General features: G+C 74.6%; 16 protein-coding genes. 8 read left to right on the forward strand and 8 right to left on the reverse strand.

What is annotated here, in order from left to right; all coding sequences use genetic code 11:
- Positions 1–4 precede the first annotated feature (4 nt).
- The 7 genes from ACWPWW_RS14695 to ACWPWW_RS14725 form a co-directional block, all read right to left on the reverse strand.
- Complete coding sequence (locus ACWPWW_RS14695; protein WP_454051093.1) at positions 5–1,423, reverse strand: mannitol dehydrogenase family protein; 1,419 nt, start codon at positions 1,421–1,423, stop codon at positions 5–7.
- Positions 1,420–2,856, reverse strand: a complete 1,437-nt coding sequence (uxaC, locus tag ACWPWW_RS14700; protein ID WP_454051094.1) for a glucuronate isomerase — start codon at positions 2,854–2,856, stop codon at positions 1,420–1,422. The genes ACWPWW_RS14695 and uxaC overlap by 4 nt, the downstream gene beginning before the upstream one ends.
- Before the next feature lie 57 nt (positions 2,857–2,913).
- Positions 2,914–3,942 (reverse strand): LacI family DNA-binding transcriptional regulator, encoded by a 1,029-nt coding sequence (locus tag ACWPWW_RS14705; RefSeq protein WP_454051095.1) that lies wholly within the window; start codon positions 3,940–3,942, stop codon positions 2,914–2,916.
- 21 nt (positions 3,943–3,963) lie between these two features.
- Positions 3,964–5,145 (reverse strand): mannonate dehydratase, encoded by a 1,182-nt coding sequence (gene uxuA / locus ACWPWW_RS14710; RefSeq protein WP_454051096.1) that lies wholly within the window; start codon positions 5,143–5,145, stop codon positions 3,964–3,966.
- Between the two features lie 363 nt (positions 5,146–5,508).
- The gene (locus ACWPWW_RS14715; RefSeq protein ID WP_454051097.1) at positions 5,509–7,569 is read right to left on the reverse strand and encodes a ricin-type beta-trefoil lectin domain protein; all 2,061 of its coding nucleotides are present in this window, start codon (positions 7,567–7,569) and stop codon (positions 5,509–5,511) included.
- A 304-nt stretch (positions 7,570–7,873) separates the two neighbouring features.
- Entirely contained in the window at positions 7,874–8,194 is a 321-nt protein-coding gene (locus tag ACWPWW_RS14720; protein ID WP_454051098.1) for a hypothetical protein, read from the reverse strand.
- 69 nt (positions 8,195–8,263) lie between these two features.
- Positions 8,264–9,280 carry a LacI family DNA-binding transcriptional regulator gene (locus ACWPWW_RS14725; protein WP_454051099.1) on the reverse strand — a complete coding sequence of 339 codons (1,017 nt, stop codon included), beginning with the start codon at positions 9,278–9,280 and terminating at the stop codon, positions 8,264–8,266.
- Between the two features lie 134 nt (positions 9,281–9,414).
- Between ACWPWW_RS14725 and ACWPWW_RS14730 the strand changes: the two genes are divergently transcribed.
- From ACWPWW_RS14730 to ACWPWW_RS14765, 8 genes are all read left to right on the forward strand, one after another.
- Complete coding sequence (locus ACWPWW_RS14730) at positions 9,415–10,809, forward strand: ABC transporter substrate-binding protein (protein WP_454051100.1); 1,395 nt, start codon at positions 9,415–9,417, stop codon at positions 10,807–10,809.
- Entirely contained in the window at positions 10,806–11,711 is a 906-nt protein-coding gene (locus ACWPWW_RS14735; protein ID WP_454051101.1) for a carbohydrate ABC transporter permease, read from the forward strand. The genes ACWPWW_RS14730 and ACWPWW_RS14735 overlap by 4 nt, the downstream gene beginning before the upstream one ends.
- On the forward strand, positions 11,711–12,637 hold the full coding sequence (locus ACWPWW_RS14740; protein WP_454051102.1) for a carbohydrate ABC transporter permease: 927 nt from the start codon (positions 11,711–11,713) through the stop codon (positions 12,635–12,637). The genes ACWPWW_RS14735 and ACWPWW_RS14740 overlap by 1 nt, the downstream gene beginning before the upstream one ends.
- Before the next feature lie 32 nt (positions 12,638–12,669).
- Positions 12,670–14,706 (forward strand): glycoside hydrolase family 2 protein, encoded by a 2,037-nt coding sequence (locus ACWPWW_RS14745; protein ID WP_454051103.1) that lies wholly within the window; start codon positions 12,670–12,672, stop codon positions 14,704–14,706.
- Between the two features lie 185 nt (positions 14,707–14,891).
- On the forward strand, positions 14,892–15,278 hold the full coding sequence (locus tag ACWPWW_RS14750) for a YbaB/EbfC family nucleoid-associated protein (RefSeq protein WP_454051104.1): 387 nt from the start codon (positions 14,892–14,894) through the stop codon (positions 15,276–15,278).
- Positions 15,275–15,592, forward strand: a complete 318-nt coding sequence (locus ACWPWW_RS14755; RefSeq protein WP_454051105.1) for a type VII secretion target — start codon at positions 15,275–15,277, stop codon at positions 15,590–15,592. Before ACWPWW_RS14750 ends, ACWPWW_RS14755 begins: the two co-directional genes overlap by 4 nt.
- Complete coding sequence (locus tag ACWPWW_RS14760; RefSeq protein ID WP_454051106.1) at positions 15,589–16,491, forward strand: WXG100 family type VII secretion target; 903 nt, start codon at positions 15,589–15,591, stop codon at positions 16,489–16,491. The genes ACWPWW_RS14755 and ACWPWW_RS14760 overlap by 4 nt, the downstream gene beginning before the upstream one ends.
- Positions 16,488–16,883 carry a YbaB/EbfC family nucleoid-associated protein gene (locus ACWPWW_RS14765; RefSeq protein ID WP_454051107.1) on the forward strand — a complete coding sequence of 132 codons (396 nt, stop codon included), beginning with the start codon at positions 16,488–16,490 and terminating at the stop codon, positions 16,881–16,883. Before ACWPWW_RS14760 ends, ACWPWW_RS14765 begins: the two co-directional genes overlap by 4 nt.
- A gap of 21 nt (positions 16,884–16,904) precedes the next feature.
- On the opposite strand, the gene ACWPWW_RS14770 is transcribed toward ACWPWW_RS14765, so the two are convergent.
- On the reverse strand, positions 16,905–17,642 hold the full coding sequence (locus ACWPWW_RS14770) for a hypothetical protein (protein ID WP_454051108.1): 738 nt from the start codon (positions 17,640–17,642) through the stop codon (positions 16,905–16,907).

Here is a 17,642-nt window from a genome sequence, read left to right on the forward strand (position 1 = left end):
CGGCTCAGGACGCGAGCGCCTCCAGCGCCCGGACCTGGTCGAGCACCGCGCCCACCAGCGGGTCGTGACCGCGCAGCCCCGGCACCAGGTGGTCCAGGACCGCGCGCACCGCGTCGTCGAGGCTGCCGTCGACGAGGCGCGCGACCCGGTCGGGGCGTGCCTCCACCACGGGCGCGCCGCGGCCGCGCAGGTGCAGCACCCACGCGGCGACCAGGGTGGTCGCACCGCGAGGGAGCCGGCCCGCCGCGCACTCGGCGCGCAGCACCGGGGCCACCCGCACCGGCAGCTTCTCGGAGCCGTCCGCGGCGATCTGGGCGAGCAGGTGCTCGATCCGCGGGTTGCCGAACCGTTCCAGCAGGGCCCGGCGGTACGTGGCCAGCTCGTCCGCCGGCAGCGCCAGGTGCCGGCTCGCCTCGTCCCACCAGGTCTGGACCCAGCCCCGCACGCGGCCGTCGGCGATCGCGTCGGCCACCGTCCGGTGCCCGAGCACGCTGCCGGCGTAGGCCAGCAGGGAGTGCGCGCCGTTGAGCAGCCAGAGCTTGCGCCGGGCGAACGGCAGGACGTCGTCGGCCAGCTGGGCACCCGCCTCCTCCCACGCCGGGCGGCCGCCGGGGAACTCCCCGGCGACCACCCACTCGGAGAACGGCTCGGTCCCGACGGGGGCGGTGTCGGCCAACCCCGTCGTCGCACGGACGGCGTCGCGCTCGGCGTCCGTGGTGGCCGGGGTGATCCGGTCCACCACCGAGGTCGCGAACTCCACGTGCGTGCCGATCCAGTCCCCGAGCGCGGGGTCGACGAGGTCGGCGAGCTCCAGCACCACCCGCTCCAGGGCGCGCCCGTTCTCGGGCAGGTTGTCGCACGGGAGCAGGGTCATCGGGCCGGCGCCGGTGGCCCGGCGCAGGCGCAGGCCGGCGACCACCCGTGCGGGCGCGGTGCGGACCGGCGCGTGCCGGTCCGCGCGCAGCGCGGCGACGTCGGCGCGCACGTCGGCGCTGCCGGTGTCGAGGCCGCCGTCCGCGCCGCGGACGTAGCCCGCCTCGGTGACCGTGAACGTGGCCACCGTGACGGCGCGGTCCGCCCAGTAGCCGAGCCAGGCGTCGTGCTCGTCGCCGCCGTGCACGGCGGACACGCTGGAGACGACGCGCAGCCGCTCTCCGTCCGGGGCGTGCGTGACCAGGGTGTACAGGCCGTCCTGCGGGGCCAGCGCCTCCGCCAGGGCGCGGGACCGCCCCGTGAACGCGGCGATGCCCCAGTCCGCGGCGTCCGGGGCGTTGTCGGTGTACCAGGCCTGGTGGGCGCGGAAGAAGCTCCCCAGGCCCAGGTGGACGACCCGGACGGGAGCGGCGGGGCGGCCGTGCCCGGCCGCGCGGGACAGCCGCAGCGTGGGCGGCGCGGCCTGGCGGTGCTGGAGGTCGGTGGTCACAGCCGGAACGCCTCTCGTGGGGTGGTGGTGACGAGCTCGCGGGCGGTCTCGTGGGCCTCGTCGAGGGTGAGCCGGTGGTCTGTCACCAGCCGCGCGAGGTATGCGGCGTCCGCGCGCCGGCTCGCGTCGTGCCGGGCCGGGATCGACAGGTAGGCGCGGGTGTCGTCGACGAACCCGGAGGTCTTGGTGAACCCGGCGGTCTCCGTCACGGCGGCGCGGTACCGCTCCATCGCGTCGGGCGCGTCGAGGAACCACCACGGCGCGCCGACGTACAGGGACGGGTAGAAGCCGGCCAGCGGCGCGAGCTCGCGGGAGAACGTCGTCTCGTCCACGGTGAACACGACCAGCCGGAACCGCGGGTGCGTGCCGAACGCCTGCAGCACCAGGCGCAGCGCCTCGGTGAACTCGACGGGCCCGGGGATGTCCGCGCCGATGTCGGTGCCGTACCGGGTGCGGGACGGGGTGTGGTGGTCGCGGCTGACGCCCGGGTGCAGCGTCATCACGAGGCCGTCCTCGCTGGACATCCGGGCCATCTCGAACAGCAGGCCCTGACGTAGGCGCTCCGCCTCTGCGGGGGTGGCCCCGCCTGCCCGGGCCAGCGCGTACAGCCGCTCGCCCTCGGCCGGGTCCAGCGGCGCCATCCGGGCGTCCCGGTGCCCGTGGTCGGCGGACACGGCGCCGTGGGCCGCGAAGGTGGCCCGTCGGCGCTCCATCGCGTCCAGCCAGCCGGCGAGGGTGCCGGTGTCCACGCCCGCCACCTCGCCCAGGGCGTCGACCCGGCCGGACCACTCCGGCCGGCCCGCCTCGAGGTACCTGTCCGGGCGGAACGTCGGCACCACGCGGCCGTGCCAGGCCGGGTCGTCGCGCAGCGCCGCGTGGTGCCGCAGGTCGTCGCAGGGGTCGTCGGTCGTCGCGAGCACGTCGATGCGGAACCGGTCGTACAGCGCCCGGGGCCGGAACCCGGGGTCGGCCACGCGGTCCGCGACCGCGTCGTAGAGGTCGTCCGCGGTGGCCGGCGACGGCACCAGGTCGACCCCGAGCACCTCGACCAGCACCTGCTCCAGCCACAGCTTGACCGGTGTCCCGCGGAACGCCGGCCAGTGCGCGCACAGCAGCCGGAACGCGGCGCGGGACTGCGCGGGCGTCGCGACCCCGACCCCGACCCCGAGGTCCGCGAGCGGCACGCCCCGGGCGTGCAGCAGGCGGGTCACGTAGTGGTCGGGCGTGATGAGCAGGGCCGTCGGGTCGGGGAACGGGACGTCCTCCGCCAGCCAGCGGGCGGGGACGTGGCCGTGCGGGGAGATGATCGGCAGGTCGCGCACCGCGGCGTACAGCTCGCGCGCCACCGACCGCGTCCCCGGGTCCGGGGGCAGGAGCCGGTCGGGGTGCAGCGTCAGGCGAGGTGGTGCGACCGGAGTCGGCAGGGGGGCCATGCGGCCATGGTTCGAGCCGCCGTCGCGCTGCTGCAAGCGGTTGCCACCTGTTGCCCGCTAGCTGCTCGGGGCGGCGACCAGACCCGTCGAGTCGCGGACGACGAGCCGGGCGGGGACGACCACCGGCTCGCCGCGGGAGCGTGCGCCGTGCACCACCGCGAGCAGGTTCCGCAGCCCCGTCGCGCCCATCGCCTGCAGCGGGGTGGACACCGTGGTCAGCGCGGGGGAGACGATCTGGCCGATCAGCACGTCGTCGAACCCCACGACGCTCACGTCCTCCGGGACCCGCAGACCGGCCTGCTGCAGGCCGCGGATCACGCCGACCGCCATCAGCGCGTTGAAGACCAGCACGCCCGACGCGCGCGCCCCGCCGAGCGCCAGCGCCGCCTCGAACCCGCCGGCGAACGTCGGCTCGAACGGGCCGATGCGGCGGCCCGCCAGGCTGAGCTCGTGGCAGGCGTCGCTGAACGCGCGCCACCGGGCGCCGTTCGGCCAGGAGGCGTCCGGCCCCGCCACGTAGACCAGCTCCCGGTGCCCGGCCTCGCCGAGGTGCTCCACGGCGCGGCGCGTGCCGCGCTGCTCGTCCGCCACCACGCACGGCACGTCGGGGAGCCCCCGGTTCACCACCACCACCGGGCGCTGCTTCGCGATGCTCCGGATGGCCGCGTCCGACATCCGCGACGACGTGAGCAGCACCCCCTCGACCAGCGGCAGGATGCGCTCCGCGGTCTCCCGCTCGGTCGTGGCGTCCTCCCGGGTGTCCTCCACGAGCACGCCGTAGCCCGCCGCCGACGCCGCGACCTGGGCGCCGCGCAGCAGCTCGGCGTAGATCGGGTTGGCCAGGTCCGAGACCAGGACGGCGATCATCCGCGTGCGCGCCGTCGACAGGGCCTGCGCCACCGGGTTGGCGCGGTACCCGATCGACGCCGCCGCCGCCCGCACCCGCTCGGCGGTCTCGGAGTTGACGCGGCCCGGCCGGGCGAACGTCCGGGACACCGTCGAGGAGGCCACGCCCGCCACCTGCGCGACGTCGTAGATGGTGGGCGCGCGGGTCGCCCTCGCCCCGCTGCCGTCCTCGGCGTCCATCCCGCGATCGTAGGGTGCGGGTCAGGGCACCGGGACCAGCCGGCGGACCGCCTGCTCCACCCCGCGCAGCTCCGCCAACCCCTTCAGCCGCCCGATGAGCGAGTAGCCGGGGTAGGTCTCGCGGAGCTGGTCGTCGAGCATCCGCTGGCCGTGGTCCGGCCGCATCGGCAGCCGGGGACCGCCCTCGCGCTCGCGGCGGCGCTCCTCCGCGACCAGCGCCGCGATCACCGCCACCATGTCCGCGTCGCCCGCGATGTGCGGCGCCTCGTAGAAGCTCCGGCCGCCGTCCTGCAGCCGCACCGAGCGCAGGTGCGCGAAGTAGATCCGCTCCGCGAACCGGCGGGTCATCGCGACGACGTCGTTGTCCGCGCGCGAGCCGTAGGAGCCGACGCACATCGTCAGCCCGTTCGCCGGCGACGGGGCCGCGTCCAGCAGGTGCTGCGCGTCCTCGGCGGTCGACACCACCCGCGGCAGCCCGAAGAGCGGGCGCGGAGGGTCATCGGGGTGGATCGCCAGCCGGAGGCCGACCTCCTCCGCGACCGGCACCACGTCGCGGAGGAACGAGGTGAGGTGGGCGCGCAGGGCGTCGGCGTCGACGTCGTCGTAGGTGGTGAGGGCCTCGCGGAACTCGTCGAGGGTGTACCGCTCCTCGGACCCCGGCAGGCCGAGCAGGATCGTGTCGACCAGCCGCTCGCGGCCGGCCTCGTCCAGCGCCTCCAGGACCGCGCGCGCCCGCGCGGTCTGCTCCTCGTCGTACTCACCGGCCGCGTGGGGTCGGCGCAGCAGGAACAGGTCGAAGGCGGCCAGCTGGTCCGCGTCGAACCGCAGCGCCCACGTGCCGTCCTCCAGCGGGTACCCGAGGTCGGTGCGCGACCAGTCCAGGACGGGCATGAAGTTGTAGCAGACCAGGTCGATGCCGCAGGCGGCGAGGTTGCGGATGGTCTGCTGGTAGGCGGCCACGGCGTGGTCCCGGAGCGGGCCGCCACGCTTGATGTCCTCGTGCACCGGCACGCTCTCCACCACCGACCACACCAGGCCCGCGGCCTCGATCTGCGCGCGGCGCGCCTCGATCGCCTCGACCGGCCACACGTCGCCGTTGGGGACGTCGTGCAGGGCGGTGACGACGCCGGTCGCGCCGGTCTGGCGCACCTGCGTCAGGGTGATGGGGTCGCGGTCGCCGAACCAGCGCCAGGTGTGCTCCATCGCCGTCCTTCCCGGGGGTGGGCGGCCTCGTGCCGCGCCGTCGGGTGCAGCCTGCGGGTGGTGGATCGGGGTGGGCAACCGGTTGCCAGAAGTTGCTCGGCGACGCGGGTCCTCGGCATGGAGGCCGTGATCAAACGCGGCATGGGCGGCGAGCCGATCGACGTGGTCGCCGCGATGCTGCGGATCATGCTCATCGTCCTCCCGGGCACGACGTGGGCGTCGAGCTCCTGCCCGTGGCGGTGGCATCCGTCGCCGAGCGGGCACGCGGAGACGACTGATGGCAGGTCGAGGTCGAGGTCGAGGGCGAGACGGCACCGGCGAGCGTGCGCTCGCCGGTGCCGTCGTCGTCTCACGCTGCGGGGGTCACACCGCCACCCGCCACCGCTGCGCCGCAGCCCCGGTGCAGTCGTAGATCTGCAGGTCCGTCCCCGCGGTGCTCACCCCGTTCGGCGCGTCGAGGCACCGCCCCGACTGCGGGTTCCGCAGCGCCCCGTCGGCCTGCGGCACCCACACCTGCGCGCCGCCGCCGGTGCAGTCCCAGAGCTGCACCTTGGTGAAGTTCGCGGTGCCGTTCCCGACGACGTCGAGGCACTTCCCGAAGGCCCGCACGGTGCTGTCGGCGTGCATCGACCACTGCTGCCCGGGCACGCCCGAGCAGGTCCAGAGCTGCACGACGTTGCCGCTGGTGGCGGTGTTCGTGTCGACGTCGACGCACATGCCTGCGGCCGCCGGCCCGACGATCGGTCCGGTGGGGGCGCCGGGCAGCGTCCACACCTGGGTCGCCAGCCCGTTGCAGTCGTAGATCTGCAGGTCGGTGCCGTCCGCGGTGTTGCCCTGCGGGACGTCGAGGCACCGGCCGGACTGCGGGTTGACCAGCGAGCCGTTGGCCTGCGCGCGCCACTGCTGGGCGCCGGAGCCGTTGCAGTCCCAGAGCTGCACCTTGGTGAAGTTCGCCGTGCCGTTGGCGTCGACGTCGAGGCACCGGCCGAACGCGCGGAGCGTGCCGTCGGCGCTGACCGACCAGTCCTGGCCCGTGGCGGTGCCGCAGGTCCAGAGCTGGGCAGCACGGCCGTCGACCGCGGTGTTCGTGTCGACGTCCAGGCACTTGCCGCCGAGACCGACGACGGCGCCGGTCGGGCCGGGCAGCGACCCGATGCCGAACCGCACCTCGCACTGGTTGCCGGTGCCGAGCCAGGTCGCCGCCAGGTACAGGTAGGAGGTGCCGTCCTCGCGCGGGATCGCCGGCGTGGAGTAGCCGGGGCACGACGGGACGCCGGTGCCGTACCCGCCGGTCGGGTTCACCGTGACGGGGGTGGCCGCCTCGGTCCACGCGCCGACGCCCAGGTTGGTGTTGGCGAACAGGACGGTGCCGGACTCGGCGAGCACGGCCTTGTTGCCCGTCGGACCGGCGACGACGCGCTGCCCGGAGAGCAGCACGGTGCCGTTCGGCCCGCCGCCCGGCACCCACGAGACGTACGGGGTGTGCAGCAGCTCGCGGCCGTCGGTCGTCTGGACGAGGGTGCCGGCGTCACCGGCCGCGCCCCAGGAGGCGCCGTCGGCGCTGCGCTTCACGTAGACCTCGCAGGCGTGGTCGGCGTTGGTCGCGTCCCGGCACATCTCGTAGGACATGAGGAAGTCGCCGTTCGGCAGGGCCGCGAACGTCTGCATCCCGGGCCGGCGCAGGTTGTCCGCCGGGAAGGAGACGTCGACGGTCATCGTCGAGCTCCACGACTGGCCGCCGTTGGTCGACGTGTAGTGCCCGATGATCTGGTTGTTCGTCGGGCTGTTCGCCGGCCGCTCGTCGGAGATGAAGCAGGCGAGCGCGTCGGAGTCGGTGACCAGGAACGTCGGCTCCCAGATGCCGTGGCCCCACCCGTTGGGCTGGCCGGAGGTCTGCGTGCAGTTCGAGAGGTACTGCCAGGTGCTCCCGCGGTCGGTGCTGCGGAACACCTCGACCTTCTGCGTCGTGTAGTTGCCGACGTCCCAGGCGGTGCCCGCGGCGAGGATGTCGCCGGCGTTCAGGCCCGGGATGCTCCGCGGCACCTCGTAGAGGGTGGGTGCCTCGAGGTCCCATCCCGGGGTGTTCGAGCTGAGCGTCGACACCTGGGTCCAGCTGGTGCCGCCGTCGGTGCTCCGGTACATCGGCAGCACGGTGGCCGCGCCGACCCCGCCCCGCGCGAAGGTGGCGAGCATGGTCTGGGCGGTCGAGCCGTCGTGGTCGAGCCGGACGGCCCGCGGGTAGCCAGCGGTGCCGGCGGGGTTCTGGCTGAGGTCGGGCGAGTACAGCACCTGGCCGGCGGGCGCCGCGGCCGCTGGGGCGGCGGTCGTGGCCAGCTGCGCGAGGCCGCCGACGACGGTCAGCGCGGCGGCGCAGAGCAGGGACAGGACGGTGTGCCGGGATCGTCGTTGCGTGGATCTGAGCACGTGCGCTCTCCTTCGACATCGCGTGCACCGCGCACCGGGGCGCGCGGCGTCTGCCTCTTTGCAGACGTTGCAAGAGCGACTCTGGCGCAGGTTTGCACACGTTGGCAAGAGGCGGCGTCGACGAGCCGGCGGGGCGTCCGCCGTCCGTGGCCGTCCGTGGAGACTGCGTACTCGCCGGCAGCCGAGAGCGAGCCGGCCAGTCGGACCGATCGGTTCCGGACGCGTGGGCTGCGGGCGCCGACGCCCGGCGCGACCGTCGTGACGCTGAGCGGCGGGTGAGAGACGACCGGAGGGCAGGTGATGCTCAGCGCTTCCGCGCCCGCCCCGCCCCGAACGGCCCGCCGAACACGATCGAGATCCCCAGCACGAACCCCACGTCGTACCAGTTCCCGTTGTTGAACACCTCGTACGGCGTCACGGTGTCGGTGAACAGCGACACGATCCACGTGATCGGCAGGATCACCCCGTGCCACAGTCCCAACCAGAACCCGGCGGGGTCGGCCTCACCGGGTGGTGCCGTGCCGACGCCCGGGTTGACGCCGGCCGCGCACGCGGCGAGGAGCACCAGCGTGGCAGCCGACAGGCAGATGACGGCGAGCGTGCGGGTGCGGCGGCGCGGCTCCATGCAGGCCATCGTGGCACCGGCGCCTCGCGGTGCACGAGCCCGAGACGCCACCCGGGGGGTGATCAGCGCCTACGCCGTCGCCCCGGTGCTCTCCCGCACCCGCACCACGTGCGGCGCCGTCACCTCCACGGCCGGCGCCTCCGGCTCTGCGATCCGCGCCGCGATCCGTCCCACCGCGGACCGCGCGATGAACGGCGTGTCCAGCGAGACGGTGGACAGCGTGGGCCGCGAGTACCGCCCCTCCTCGATGTCGTCGATCCCGATCACCGCGACGTCCTCGGGCACCCGCAGCCCGGCGTCGAACACCGCACGCATCGCGCCCATCGCCAGCAGGTCGGAGTAGCAGAAGATCGCGTCGGGCCGGTCGGCGAGGCCCAGCAGCGACGACGCGGCCGAGTACCCGTCGGCCCGCCGGTAGTGCGCGGCGGCGCGCAGCAGCGCGGGTTCCACCGGCAGGCCCGCGGCCCGGAGCGCCCGCTCGTACCCGGTGGTCCGCTGCTGCGGCGTCGCGTACGACTCCTCGGGCTGCGCCCCGATCGCGGCGATCCGCCGCCGGCCCAGCGACACCAGGTGCGACACGGCGTCGACGGCGGCCTGCACGTTGTCGATGGCGACGTGGTCGTACCGGCCGTCGAACTCGTGCTCGCCGAGCAGCACCAGCGGCATGGTCGACGACCCCTGCATCTCGAGCAGCTCGGCGCGGGTGACCAGCGGGCTGAACAGCACGCCGTCGAACAGCATGGTCCGGTCGGCGCCGGTGAGCAGCTGGCGCTCGCGCTCGTGGTCGTGGCCGGTCTGGTCGACCATCACGCGGTAGCCGAGGTCGGCGGCGGCGTTGATGATCTCGCGCGCCAGCTCGGCGAAGTACGGCAGGTCGATCTCCGGGACCACCAGCGCGAGCACGCCGGTGCGGCCGGTGCGCAGGGTGCGGGCGACGGGGTTGGGCCGGTAGTCGAGCTCCTCGATGGCGGTGAGCACGCGGCTGCGCATGCGCTCGCTGACGTGGGCGTAGCCGCTGACCACGTTGGACACCGTCCGCACGGAGACCTGGGCGTGCTCGGCGACGTCGCGCAGGGTCGCGGCCATGCCACCTCCTCCTCGGGTGCGACTCAGCGTAGGGGTCTTGCCAACGTGTGCAAAGCAGGTCTAGTTTGCACACGTTGGCAAAGCCGGTGCGACCCCCCGCCCCGGACCGACCGCACACGCACGAGGGAGTGCCGATGCACCCGACCCACCGCACCACGCGGCGCACCGCCCGGCCGCGCCTGCTCGCCCTCGCGGCGGGCACGCTCGCGGCCGCGACCGTCCTGGCCGCCTGCGGCCCGTCCATCTCCGGCGGCTCCGAGGACGGGAGCACCACGGCGGCCGGCACCGACCGCCTCCAGGCCCCCGCCGGCGACAGCCCCAGCGGCGAGATCACCATCTGGGACCGCTCCGGCGACCTGTTCGAGGTGTTCGACGCCGTGATCGACGACTTCAACGAGGTGTACCCCGACATCGTCGTGCACCACGAGGCGGTCGACATCGACGCGAAGCTGCAGAACACGCTGATCACCGAGACCGACGTCCCCGACGGCGTCTTCCTGGACGACGCCAAGGTCGCCGGGTTCGCCGACTACCTGTGGGACCTGTCCGACGTGCTCGACCCGTACGTGGCCGACATCGCGCCGCAGAAGATCGACGTGAACTCGCTCGACGGCGGCCTCTACGGCGTCCCGTTCGACCTGGACCCGGGCCTGCTGTTCTACAACGCGACGGCGCTCGAGGCCGCGGGCGTGGACGCGACGCAGATCGAGACCTACGACGACCTCCTGGAGGCGGCGCGGCAGTACCAGGCCGCGGTGCCGGGCGCGCAGCCGATCCACCTGGAGCAGAGCGCGTTCCTCGGCCAGCTGCAGCTGGAGATGTACGCGAGCCAGCTGGGCACGAGCATCGCCGACGAGGACGGCGAGCTGCGGATCGACTCCGACGAGTACCGGCAGATCCTCGGCTGGCTGGACACCGTGCAGAAGGAGGGCCTCGGCACCCGCGCGGAGTACCTGTCGCCCAGCGACGTCGGCCCGCTCGAGGACGGCCGCCAGGTGTTCTACCCGTGGGCGATCTGGTTCAGCTTCGCCCCGGAGCAGCAGCTCACGCAGACCTCCGGCGACTGGCGGGCGATGGAGCTGCCGGCCTGGGAGGAGGGCGGCGCCCGGTCCGGCGCGATGGGCGGCTCGTCGTTCGTGCTGCCGAAGGCGGGGGAGAACGCCGACCTCGCGTGGCTGTTCTACGAGTTCCTCATGTACGACGAGGCCGGCTACTCCGCGGTCTGGGGCCCGAACGACGTCTACCCGAACGGGCTGGCCACCTCGATCCCGGCGTACGCACCGGCCGCCGACCCCGCGAAGCCGCTGTTCGGCCCGGTCGCCGGGCTCGGTGACCAGGACCTGTGGACCACGGCCGTCGAGGCGGGCGCGCAGATCCCCGGCGGCGCCCCGACGCCGTCCTGGTGGGCGGGCGCGGTCGACTACCTGGGCGCCGACGTGCAGCGGATGCTCGACGGCGAGCTCACGCCGGACCAGGTGATCGAGCAGTCGACGGCCGAGATCCAGACCAACCTCGTGGACCGGCAGTGACCGCTGCCGCCACGACCGTCGCGACCCGGGGCCGGCGCCGTCCGCACCTGCCCCGGGCCGTGGCCCCGTACGCCTTCGTGCTGCCGTTCGTCGCGATCTTCGTGGCGTTCAGCGTCTACCCGATGATCTTCACGCTGCGGCTGTCCTTCACGGACTGGCGCGGGTCGGGCGCGGCGCAGTGGGTCGGGCTGGACAACTACACCTACCTGCTCGGCAACGAGGCGTTCTGGTCCTCGCTCGGCAACTCCGGCGTGCTGTGGCTGCTGATCGTCCCGGTGCAGATGGCGCTGGCGCTGGTCGTGGCCGTGCTGCTGGACAACGCGAGGACCCGGATGCGGGGGTTCTACCGGATCGCGTTCCTGGTGCCGTTCGTGACGCCGCTGGTCGCCGTCGCGCAGATCTGGGTCGTGGTGTTCGACCGGGACTACGGCGCGGTGAACGGGCTGCTGAACCTGGTCGGGCTGCCCGACGTCGGGTGGCTGACGACGACGCAGTGGGCCAAGCCGACGCTCGCGCTGCTGTTCCTGTGGAAGACCACCGGGTTCATCGTGATCATCCTGCTGTCCGGGCTGCAGTCCATCGACGGCGCGGTCTACGAGGCCGCCTCCATCGACGGGGCGTCGCCGCTGCGGCGGTTCTGGAGCATCACCGTCCCGCTGGTCCGCCGCACGCTGATGTTCTCGGTGGTGCTGCAGACGCTGGCGGTGTTCCAGATGTTCGCCGAGCCGTTCGTCGTCACCGACGGCGGGCCCTACGGCTCGACGACCACCGCCGGCCTGCACCTGTACGACCACATCAACCGCGCCGACCTCGGCACGGGTGCGGCCAACTCGTTCCTGCTCGTGATCGTCGTCATGGCGTTGTCGCTCGGGTTCGTGCGGCTGCTCCGGTCGGAGGACTGATGACCGCCACCCAGACCCGCGCCCTGACGCCCCCGGCCCCGCAGGCCCCGGCGGCCGCACCTCCGCGGGGACCCCGTCGCCGCTGGGTCGCCGGCCCGCTCGGCACCCAGGCGTTCCTGCTGCTGCTCGCGCTCGCGTTCCTCGCCCCGGTCGTCTGGGCCCTGGTGTCGGCGTTCAAGCCGGCGACCCAGATCATCAGCGACCCGCTCGGGATCGACCCGTCGGCGCTGACGCTGGAGAACTTCCGGCGGATGTTCGCCGACGTGCCGATCGGGCAGGGGTTCCTCAACACCGGCGTCGTGCTGCTGGTGAAGGGCTCGCTGACGCTGTTCTTCGCGCCGCTGGCGGCCTTCGCGTTCGCCAAGTACACGTTCCGCGGCCGGGACCTGCTGTTCGGCACCGTGCTGATCACGCTGATGCTGCCGACGATCGTGCTGATCATCCCGCTGCTGCTGGAGATGAAGGAGCTCGGCTGGGTCAACACCTACCAGGCGCTGATCCTCCCGGGCGCGGTCGACGCGTTCGCCATCTTCTGGATGCGCCAGGTGATCGCCGCCGTCCCCGACGAGCTGCTGGACGCCGCCCGCGTCGACGGCTGCACCGAGTTCGGCATCTTCTGGCGGATCGTGCTGCCGGTGATCCGGCCGGCGCTGGCAGGCCTCGCGGTGCTGACCGTGATGAACATCTACAACGACTTCGTCTGGCCCGTGATCGCGGCGTCCTCCGAGCGGATGGCGACGCTGCAGGTGGTGCTGTCCACCCTCGCGCAGAACATCTCCGGCAACCGGATCGGCGCCGACTACGCCACCGTCACCGGCGAGCTGCTGGCCGCCGCGTCGATCGCGCTCGTGCCGCTCCTCCTCGTCTTCATCGCCCTCCAGAAGCACTTCATCAACGGCATCCTCGCCGGAAGCGTCAAGGGCTGACCCCCGTCTCGTCCCGAAAGGCCCTCGCACTCATGACCGTTCCCCGTCCCGAGTACCCGCGCCCCGACCTCGACCGCTCCGACCGCTGGCTGCCGCTCAACGGCACCTGGGACCTCGACCTGCCCGAGGGCACGGTCCCGGTCGTCGTCCCGTTCGCGTGGGAGACCGCGGCGTCCGGCGTGGCCCGCACCTGGCTCGAGCACGCGACGTACCGGCGGTCGCTGACCGTCCCCGCCGGCTGGGACGGCGCGCGCGTGCTGCTCTGCTTCGGCGCGGTGCACCACCGGGCGGTGGTCCGCGTCGACGGGGTGCCGGTCGCCGAGCACGTCGGCGGCTCGACCCCGTTCGAGGTCGACCTCACCGACGTCCTGGCCCCGGGGTCGACCGGCGTCCTCGAGGTCGAGGTGCACGCCCCCGCCGACAAGCGGGCGATCCCGCACGGCAAGCAGCGGTCCATCCCGCGCGACGACTACGACGGGGTGTCGTTCACCCCGACCTCGGGCATCTGGCAGAGCGTCTGGCTCGAGGCCCGCGGCCGCACCTACGCCGCCGAGGTCGCCGTGCGCGGGGAGTCGCTGACCGGGTTCGACGTGACGGTGCAGGTCGCCGGGTCGGCCCCGGCCGGCGCCTCGGTGACGGTGGCCGTCGACGGCGGGGCGACGGTCCGGCTGGTCGCGGACGCCGACGGCGTGGCGCGCGGCCGGGTCGAGCTCGCGGACCCGCGGCTGTGGAGCCCGGCCGATCCGCACCTCTACGTCCTGGCCGTCACCACGGCGGGCGACGACGTGGTCCGGGTGACCAGCGGCCTGCGCCGGGTCGAGACCCGCGGTGAGCAGCTGCTGCTCAACGGCGAGCGCCTCTACGTCACCGGCGTCCTCGACCAGGGCTACTGGCCGACGACGGGCCCGACCGCCCCCGACGAGGCCGCGCTGCTCGCCGACCTCGAGCTCGCCCGCGACCTCGGGTACACGCTGGTGCGCAAGCACATCAAGCTCGAGGACCCGCGGTGGCTGCACGCCGCCGACCGGATGGGCATGCTCGTCTGGGCCGAGCCGCCGGCGCCCAGCCGGTTCAGCGAGGCGGCGGCCGCCGCGTTCGAGGCGCAGCTCGCGCCGATGGTCGCCCGCGACGGCAACCACCCGTCGATCGTCATCTGGGGCCTCTACAACGAGGAGTGGGGCCTCGACTGGGACATCCCCGGCAGCCGGTCCCGCGCCGCGGCGGCCGCGCGTGCGTACGACCTGCTCCGCGCGCTCGACGACACCCGGCCCGTCGTGGAGAACTCCGGCTGGTCGCACGTGCGGACCGACCTGGTCGACTGGCACTACTACGACGAGGACCCCGCGGCGTGGGCGGCGAACCTCGCGGCGCTCGCGGCCGGCACCCGGGAGGACTGGCCCGTGCGGCTCGGCCCCGACTTCGTCGTCGACAAGTCGCTGTACGGGTCGGCCGCGTTCCCCCGTGCGGGCGTGCCGGTGCTCAACAGCGAGTACGGCGCCGGGTTCACCAGCCTGGAGCGCGGGTGGCACCTGCGCTGGCAGACCCAGGAGCTGCGCCGGCACGACCGGTTCGCCGGCTACGTCTACACCGAGCTCACCGACGTCGAGCACGAGATGGCCGGGCTGCGGGACGCCGACCGGCGGGCGAAGGACCTCGGCGGCGTCGACCCGCGGGACGTGAACGCGGAGACGACGCTGGTGCTGGACCTGGTGCCGGCGCACGCCGGGGCCGACATCCCGGTGCCGGCCGAGGCGCTGGGGCTGGACGTGCACGTGTCGCACCACGGCGCCGGGCCGCTGCTCGGGCGGGTCCGGGCGGCGTGGGTGCCGGCCGGGACGCCGTTCGGGGCGGCCGCGGTCGCCGGGGCTGCCGAGTCGGAGCCGGTCAAGGCGGAGCCGTACCTGCTGAGCGGGGCGGTGCGGGTGACGGTGCCGGCGCCCGGCACGGTCACCGCGGCGCGGCTGCACGTGTGGCTCGTGGACGAGGACGACCAGGTACGCGCGCGGGCGTACGTGGACGCGGGCCCGATCGAGCCGCCGAACCGCCGCGGGGCGCGGGTCGCGGGCTGAGCCCGCGCGGGGGAGCGGCACCCCACCGGCCCGGGTACGACGACTCCCGCCATGCCTGGGCGCCTGACCTCCCGGCGTCCCGCGCGGGACTCACCCGAACGGGTGCCCGGTGGCCCCGCCACCGGGCACTCCGCCGGGGCCCGCCGCTACCCTCGCGTGAGGTTCCGACTCGTCCGGGGGGATGGATGGCGACACGGCAGATGTGGCACGAGCGCGTCGAGGCGCAGCTCGCCGCCGCACGGGAGGCGTCCGCGCGGGCGCAGGAGGCCGCGGCGCAGCTCGGCGCGCTCACCGGGACGGCGACGACGCCGGACGGCAGCGTCCGGGTCCGCGTCGACCACCACGGGTTCGTCCTGGACGTGCAGGTGACCGAGCGGGCGAAGGAGCTCGGCGCCGACGGGCTCGCCGCCGCGGTCCTCCGGGTGGCGCAGGACGCCCTCGCGGACCTGCACCGGCGCGCCGCCCCGCTCCAGGCGCAGGTCGCCGGCCCGCCGGTGGACCTGCAGGACACGACGATGCTGGACGATCTCGACGCCGCCCTGCGCGGCCGGCCGACCGGGGGTGACCGATGAGCGACCAGCTGGTCGTCGACACCGAGGCGATGCGCGCGCACGCCCGCGCGCTCGAGCCGATCGCGGCGGGGCTCGCGGAGGCCCGGAGCGCGGCAGCCAGCACGGCGCTGCCGGACACGAGCTTCGGCCTGCTGTGCTCGTTCCTGGTCCCGCCGGCCCTCGTGCTGCAGGGCAGCGCGGCCGCCGGGGTGGTCGCCGGGTCGTCCGCCGTGTCCGGGACGGGCGCCGCGGTGAGCGCCTCCGCGGACGCGTACGACGCGATCGACGAGGCCGTCAGCACCGCGCTCGACACCTTCCGGGAGCTGCTGCCGTGACCACGCTGATCGCCACCGCCGAGGGCGGGCCCGCCCTGTCCGAGTGCTACCAGAGCCTGAAGATCATCGGCCCCGCCTCCCACGCGTTCGCGCCCGAGGCGGACGGCGGGTGGGCGGTCGCCGAGGGCCTGTCGGGCGGCGTCGGCGCGGTCGCGGACATCGCCGAGTTCGTCGTCGACCCGATCGCCTCGATGGCGGCCAGCGTCGCGGGCTTCCTGCTGGACTACATGCCGCCGCTGCCGGACATGCTCGACTCGATCGCCGGCGACCCGGCCGCGGTCGCCGCGAAGGCCGAGACGTGGGGGAACATCTCCACCCGCGTCACCGACTCCGCCGACGACCTGGAGGCCCAGGTGCGCACGGCGCTGTCCGGGTGGTCCGGCCCCGCCGCGGAGGCCTACGGCGTCTTCGGCGACGTGCTCGGGGACTCGCTGCGGGCGCTCTCGACGATGTGCGCGAGCGTGGGCGGTGCGATGCAGGGCGCGAGCGCGGTCGTCGGCTTCGTGCGGGCCATCGTCCGCGACGTCATCGCCGACCTGGTCGGCAAGCTCATCTCGTGGGCCTCGCAGGTCGCGGCCACGGTCGGCGTCGGCGCGACGTGGGTGGTGCCGCAGGCGGTCACCGCCATCGCGATCCGCGTCGAGCGCGTCCGGGACTGGCTGACCCGCCTGACCCGCGCGATCCGGTCGCTCGCGACCGCCACCGAGCGGGCGAACGAGGCGCTCACCCGCGGCGTGCCGGCACTCCGCCGGGCGGCGACCGCGCTCGAGTCGATGCCGGTCGTCCCGGGCCCCGGCGCGCCGGCGCTCGACGCGGTGCTCAAGACCGCGACGAGCGTCTCCGGCACGCTCGACAAGACGTTCAACGCGGCCGTGCAGGCCACCGGAGGGCAGTCGTGAGCTCGACCGACGAGGGGTACGCCGCGGCCGCGGCCCAGATCGAGGCCTGGGCGGAGCAGGGCCGCGCCCAGCTGCGCCGCGCCCAGGCGCTGGAGCAGGTCACGCGCACCACGACCGCCAGCGCCTGGTCCCCGGCGCACGACGTCCGGGCGACCGTCGACGGCGCCGGCCTGCTGCGCGACCTGGAGCTCACCGACAAGGCGCTCGACGCGAGCGCGCTGCAGCTGTCCGCGACCATCACGGCCACGGTGCGGACCGCGCTCGGCCGGCTGCCGGACCGGCTGGAGGCCGCCGCGGAGGAGGCGACCGGGGCCGACCCGATGGCGCGGTCGATGGTGGCGCACTCGCGGGCGACGGTCGCCGAGGCCCTGCTCGCGCAGCCCCCGGTCTGAACCGGCCTGCCTGAGCGCGCCTCAGACAGGTCCGGGGGTGCCGCCGCCCGCCCGCGGGTCCTCGGCCAGCCGCGCCTGCATGCCGACCTGGTCGCTCGACACCGCCAGCACCGCCGCGTCGGGGTCCGCGGGCCGGAACCAGATCCGCACGGGGTCGCCCGTCCGGGGCTGGAGGTGGCGGGAGGCGACCTCCTCGACGGTCCACGACCGGCCGGGGACGTCGGGGCTGGTCGCGGTGAGCAGGTAGCGGTGCGGGAAGCCGGACCCGGCGACGCCCCGGACCTCCAGCACCCCGTCGGCGGGCCGGTGCTCCGTCAGCAGGGCCTCGAGCCGGGGCCACCACTGCCGGCGCGCCGCGTAGCCGAGCCGGGCGAACCACGCGAGCACGAGCAGCACGACCGCGGCGACGACGGCCACGACCACGGAGCCGCCGGGCAGCAGCGCCGCCACGGCGCCGAGCACGGCCCCGATCACGTACGCCACCGGGTGCCCGCGCAGGTAGACGGCCAGCGCGACGACCGCCGCACCGGCGCCGGCGATCGCGGGCACCGCACCCGGACCCGCGTGCGCGACGACCGCGACCAGCGCCGCGAGGACGAGCCCGAGGACCACGCCGACCCCCACCCGGCCGGCCGGCGGCCGCAGGGCCTCGACCTGGTCGGCGGGGAAGGTGCCGAGGTCGGCGGCCGTCGGGTGGACCACGAGGAGCACGGGCGACTGCCGCCACGCGCCGATGATCGGGGAGCGCTGATCGGTCAC

Source organism: Cellulomonas sp. Marseille-Q8402 (genome assembly GCF_965119525.1).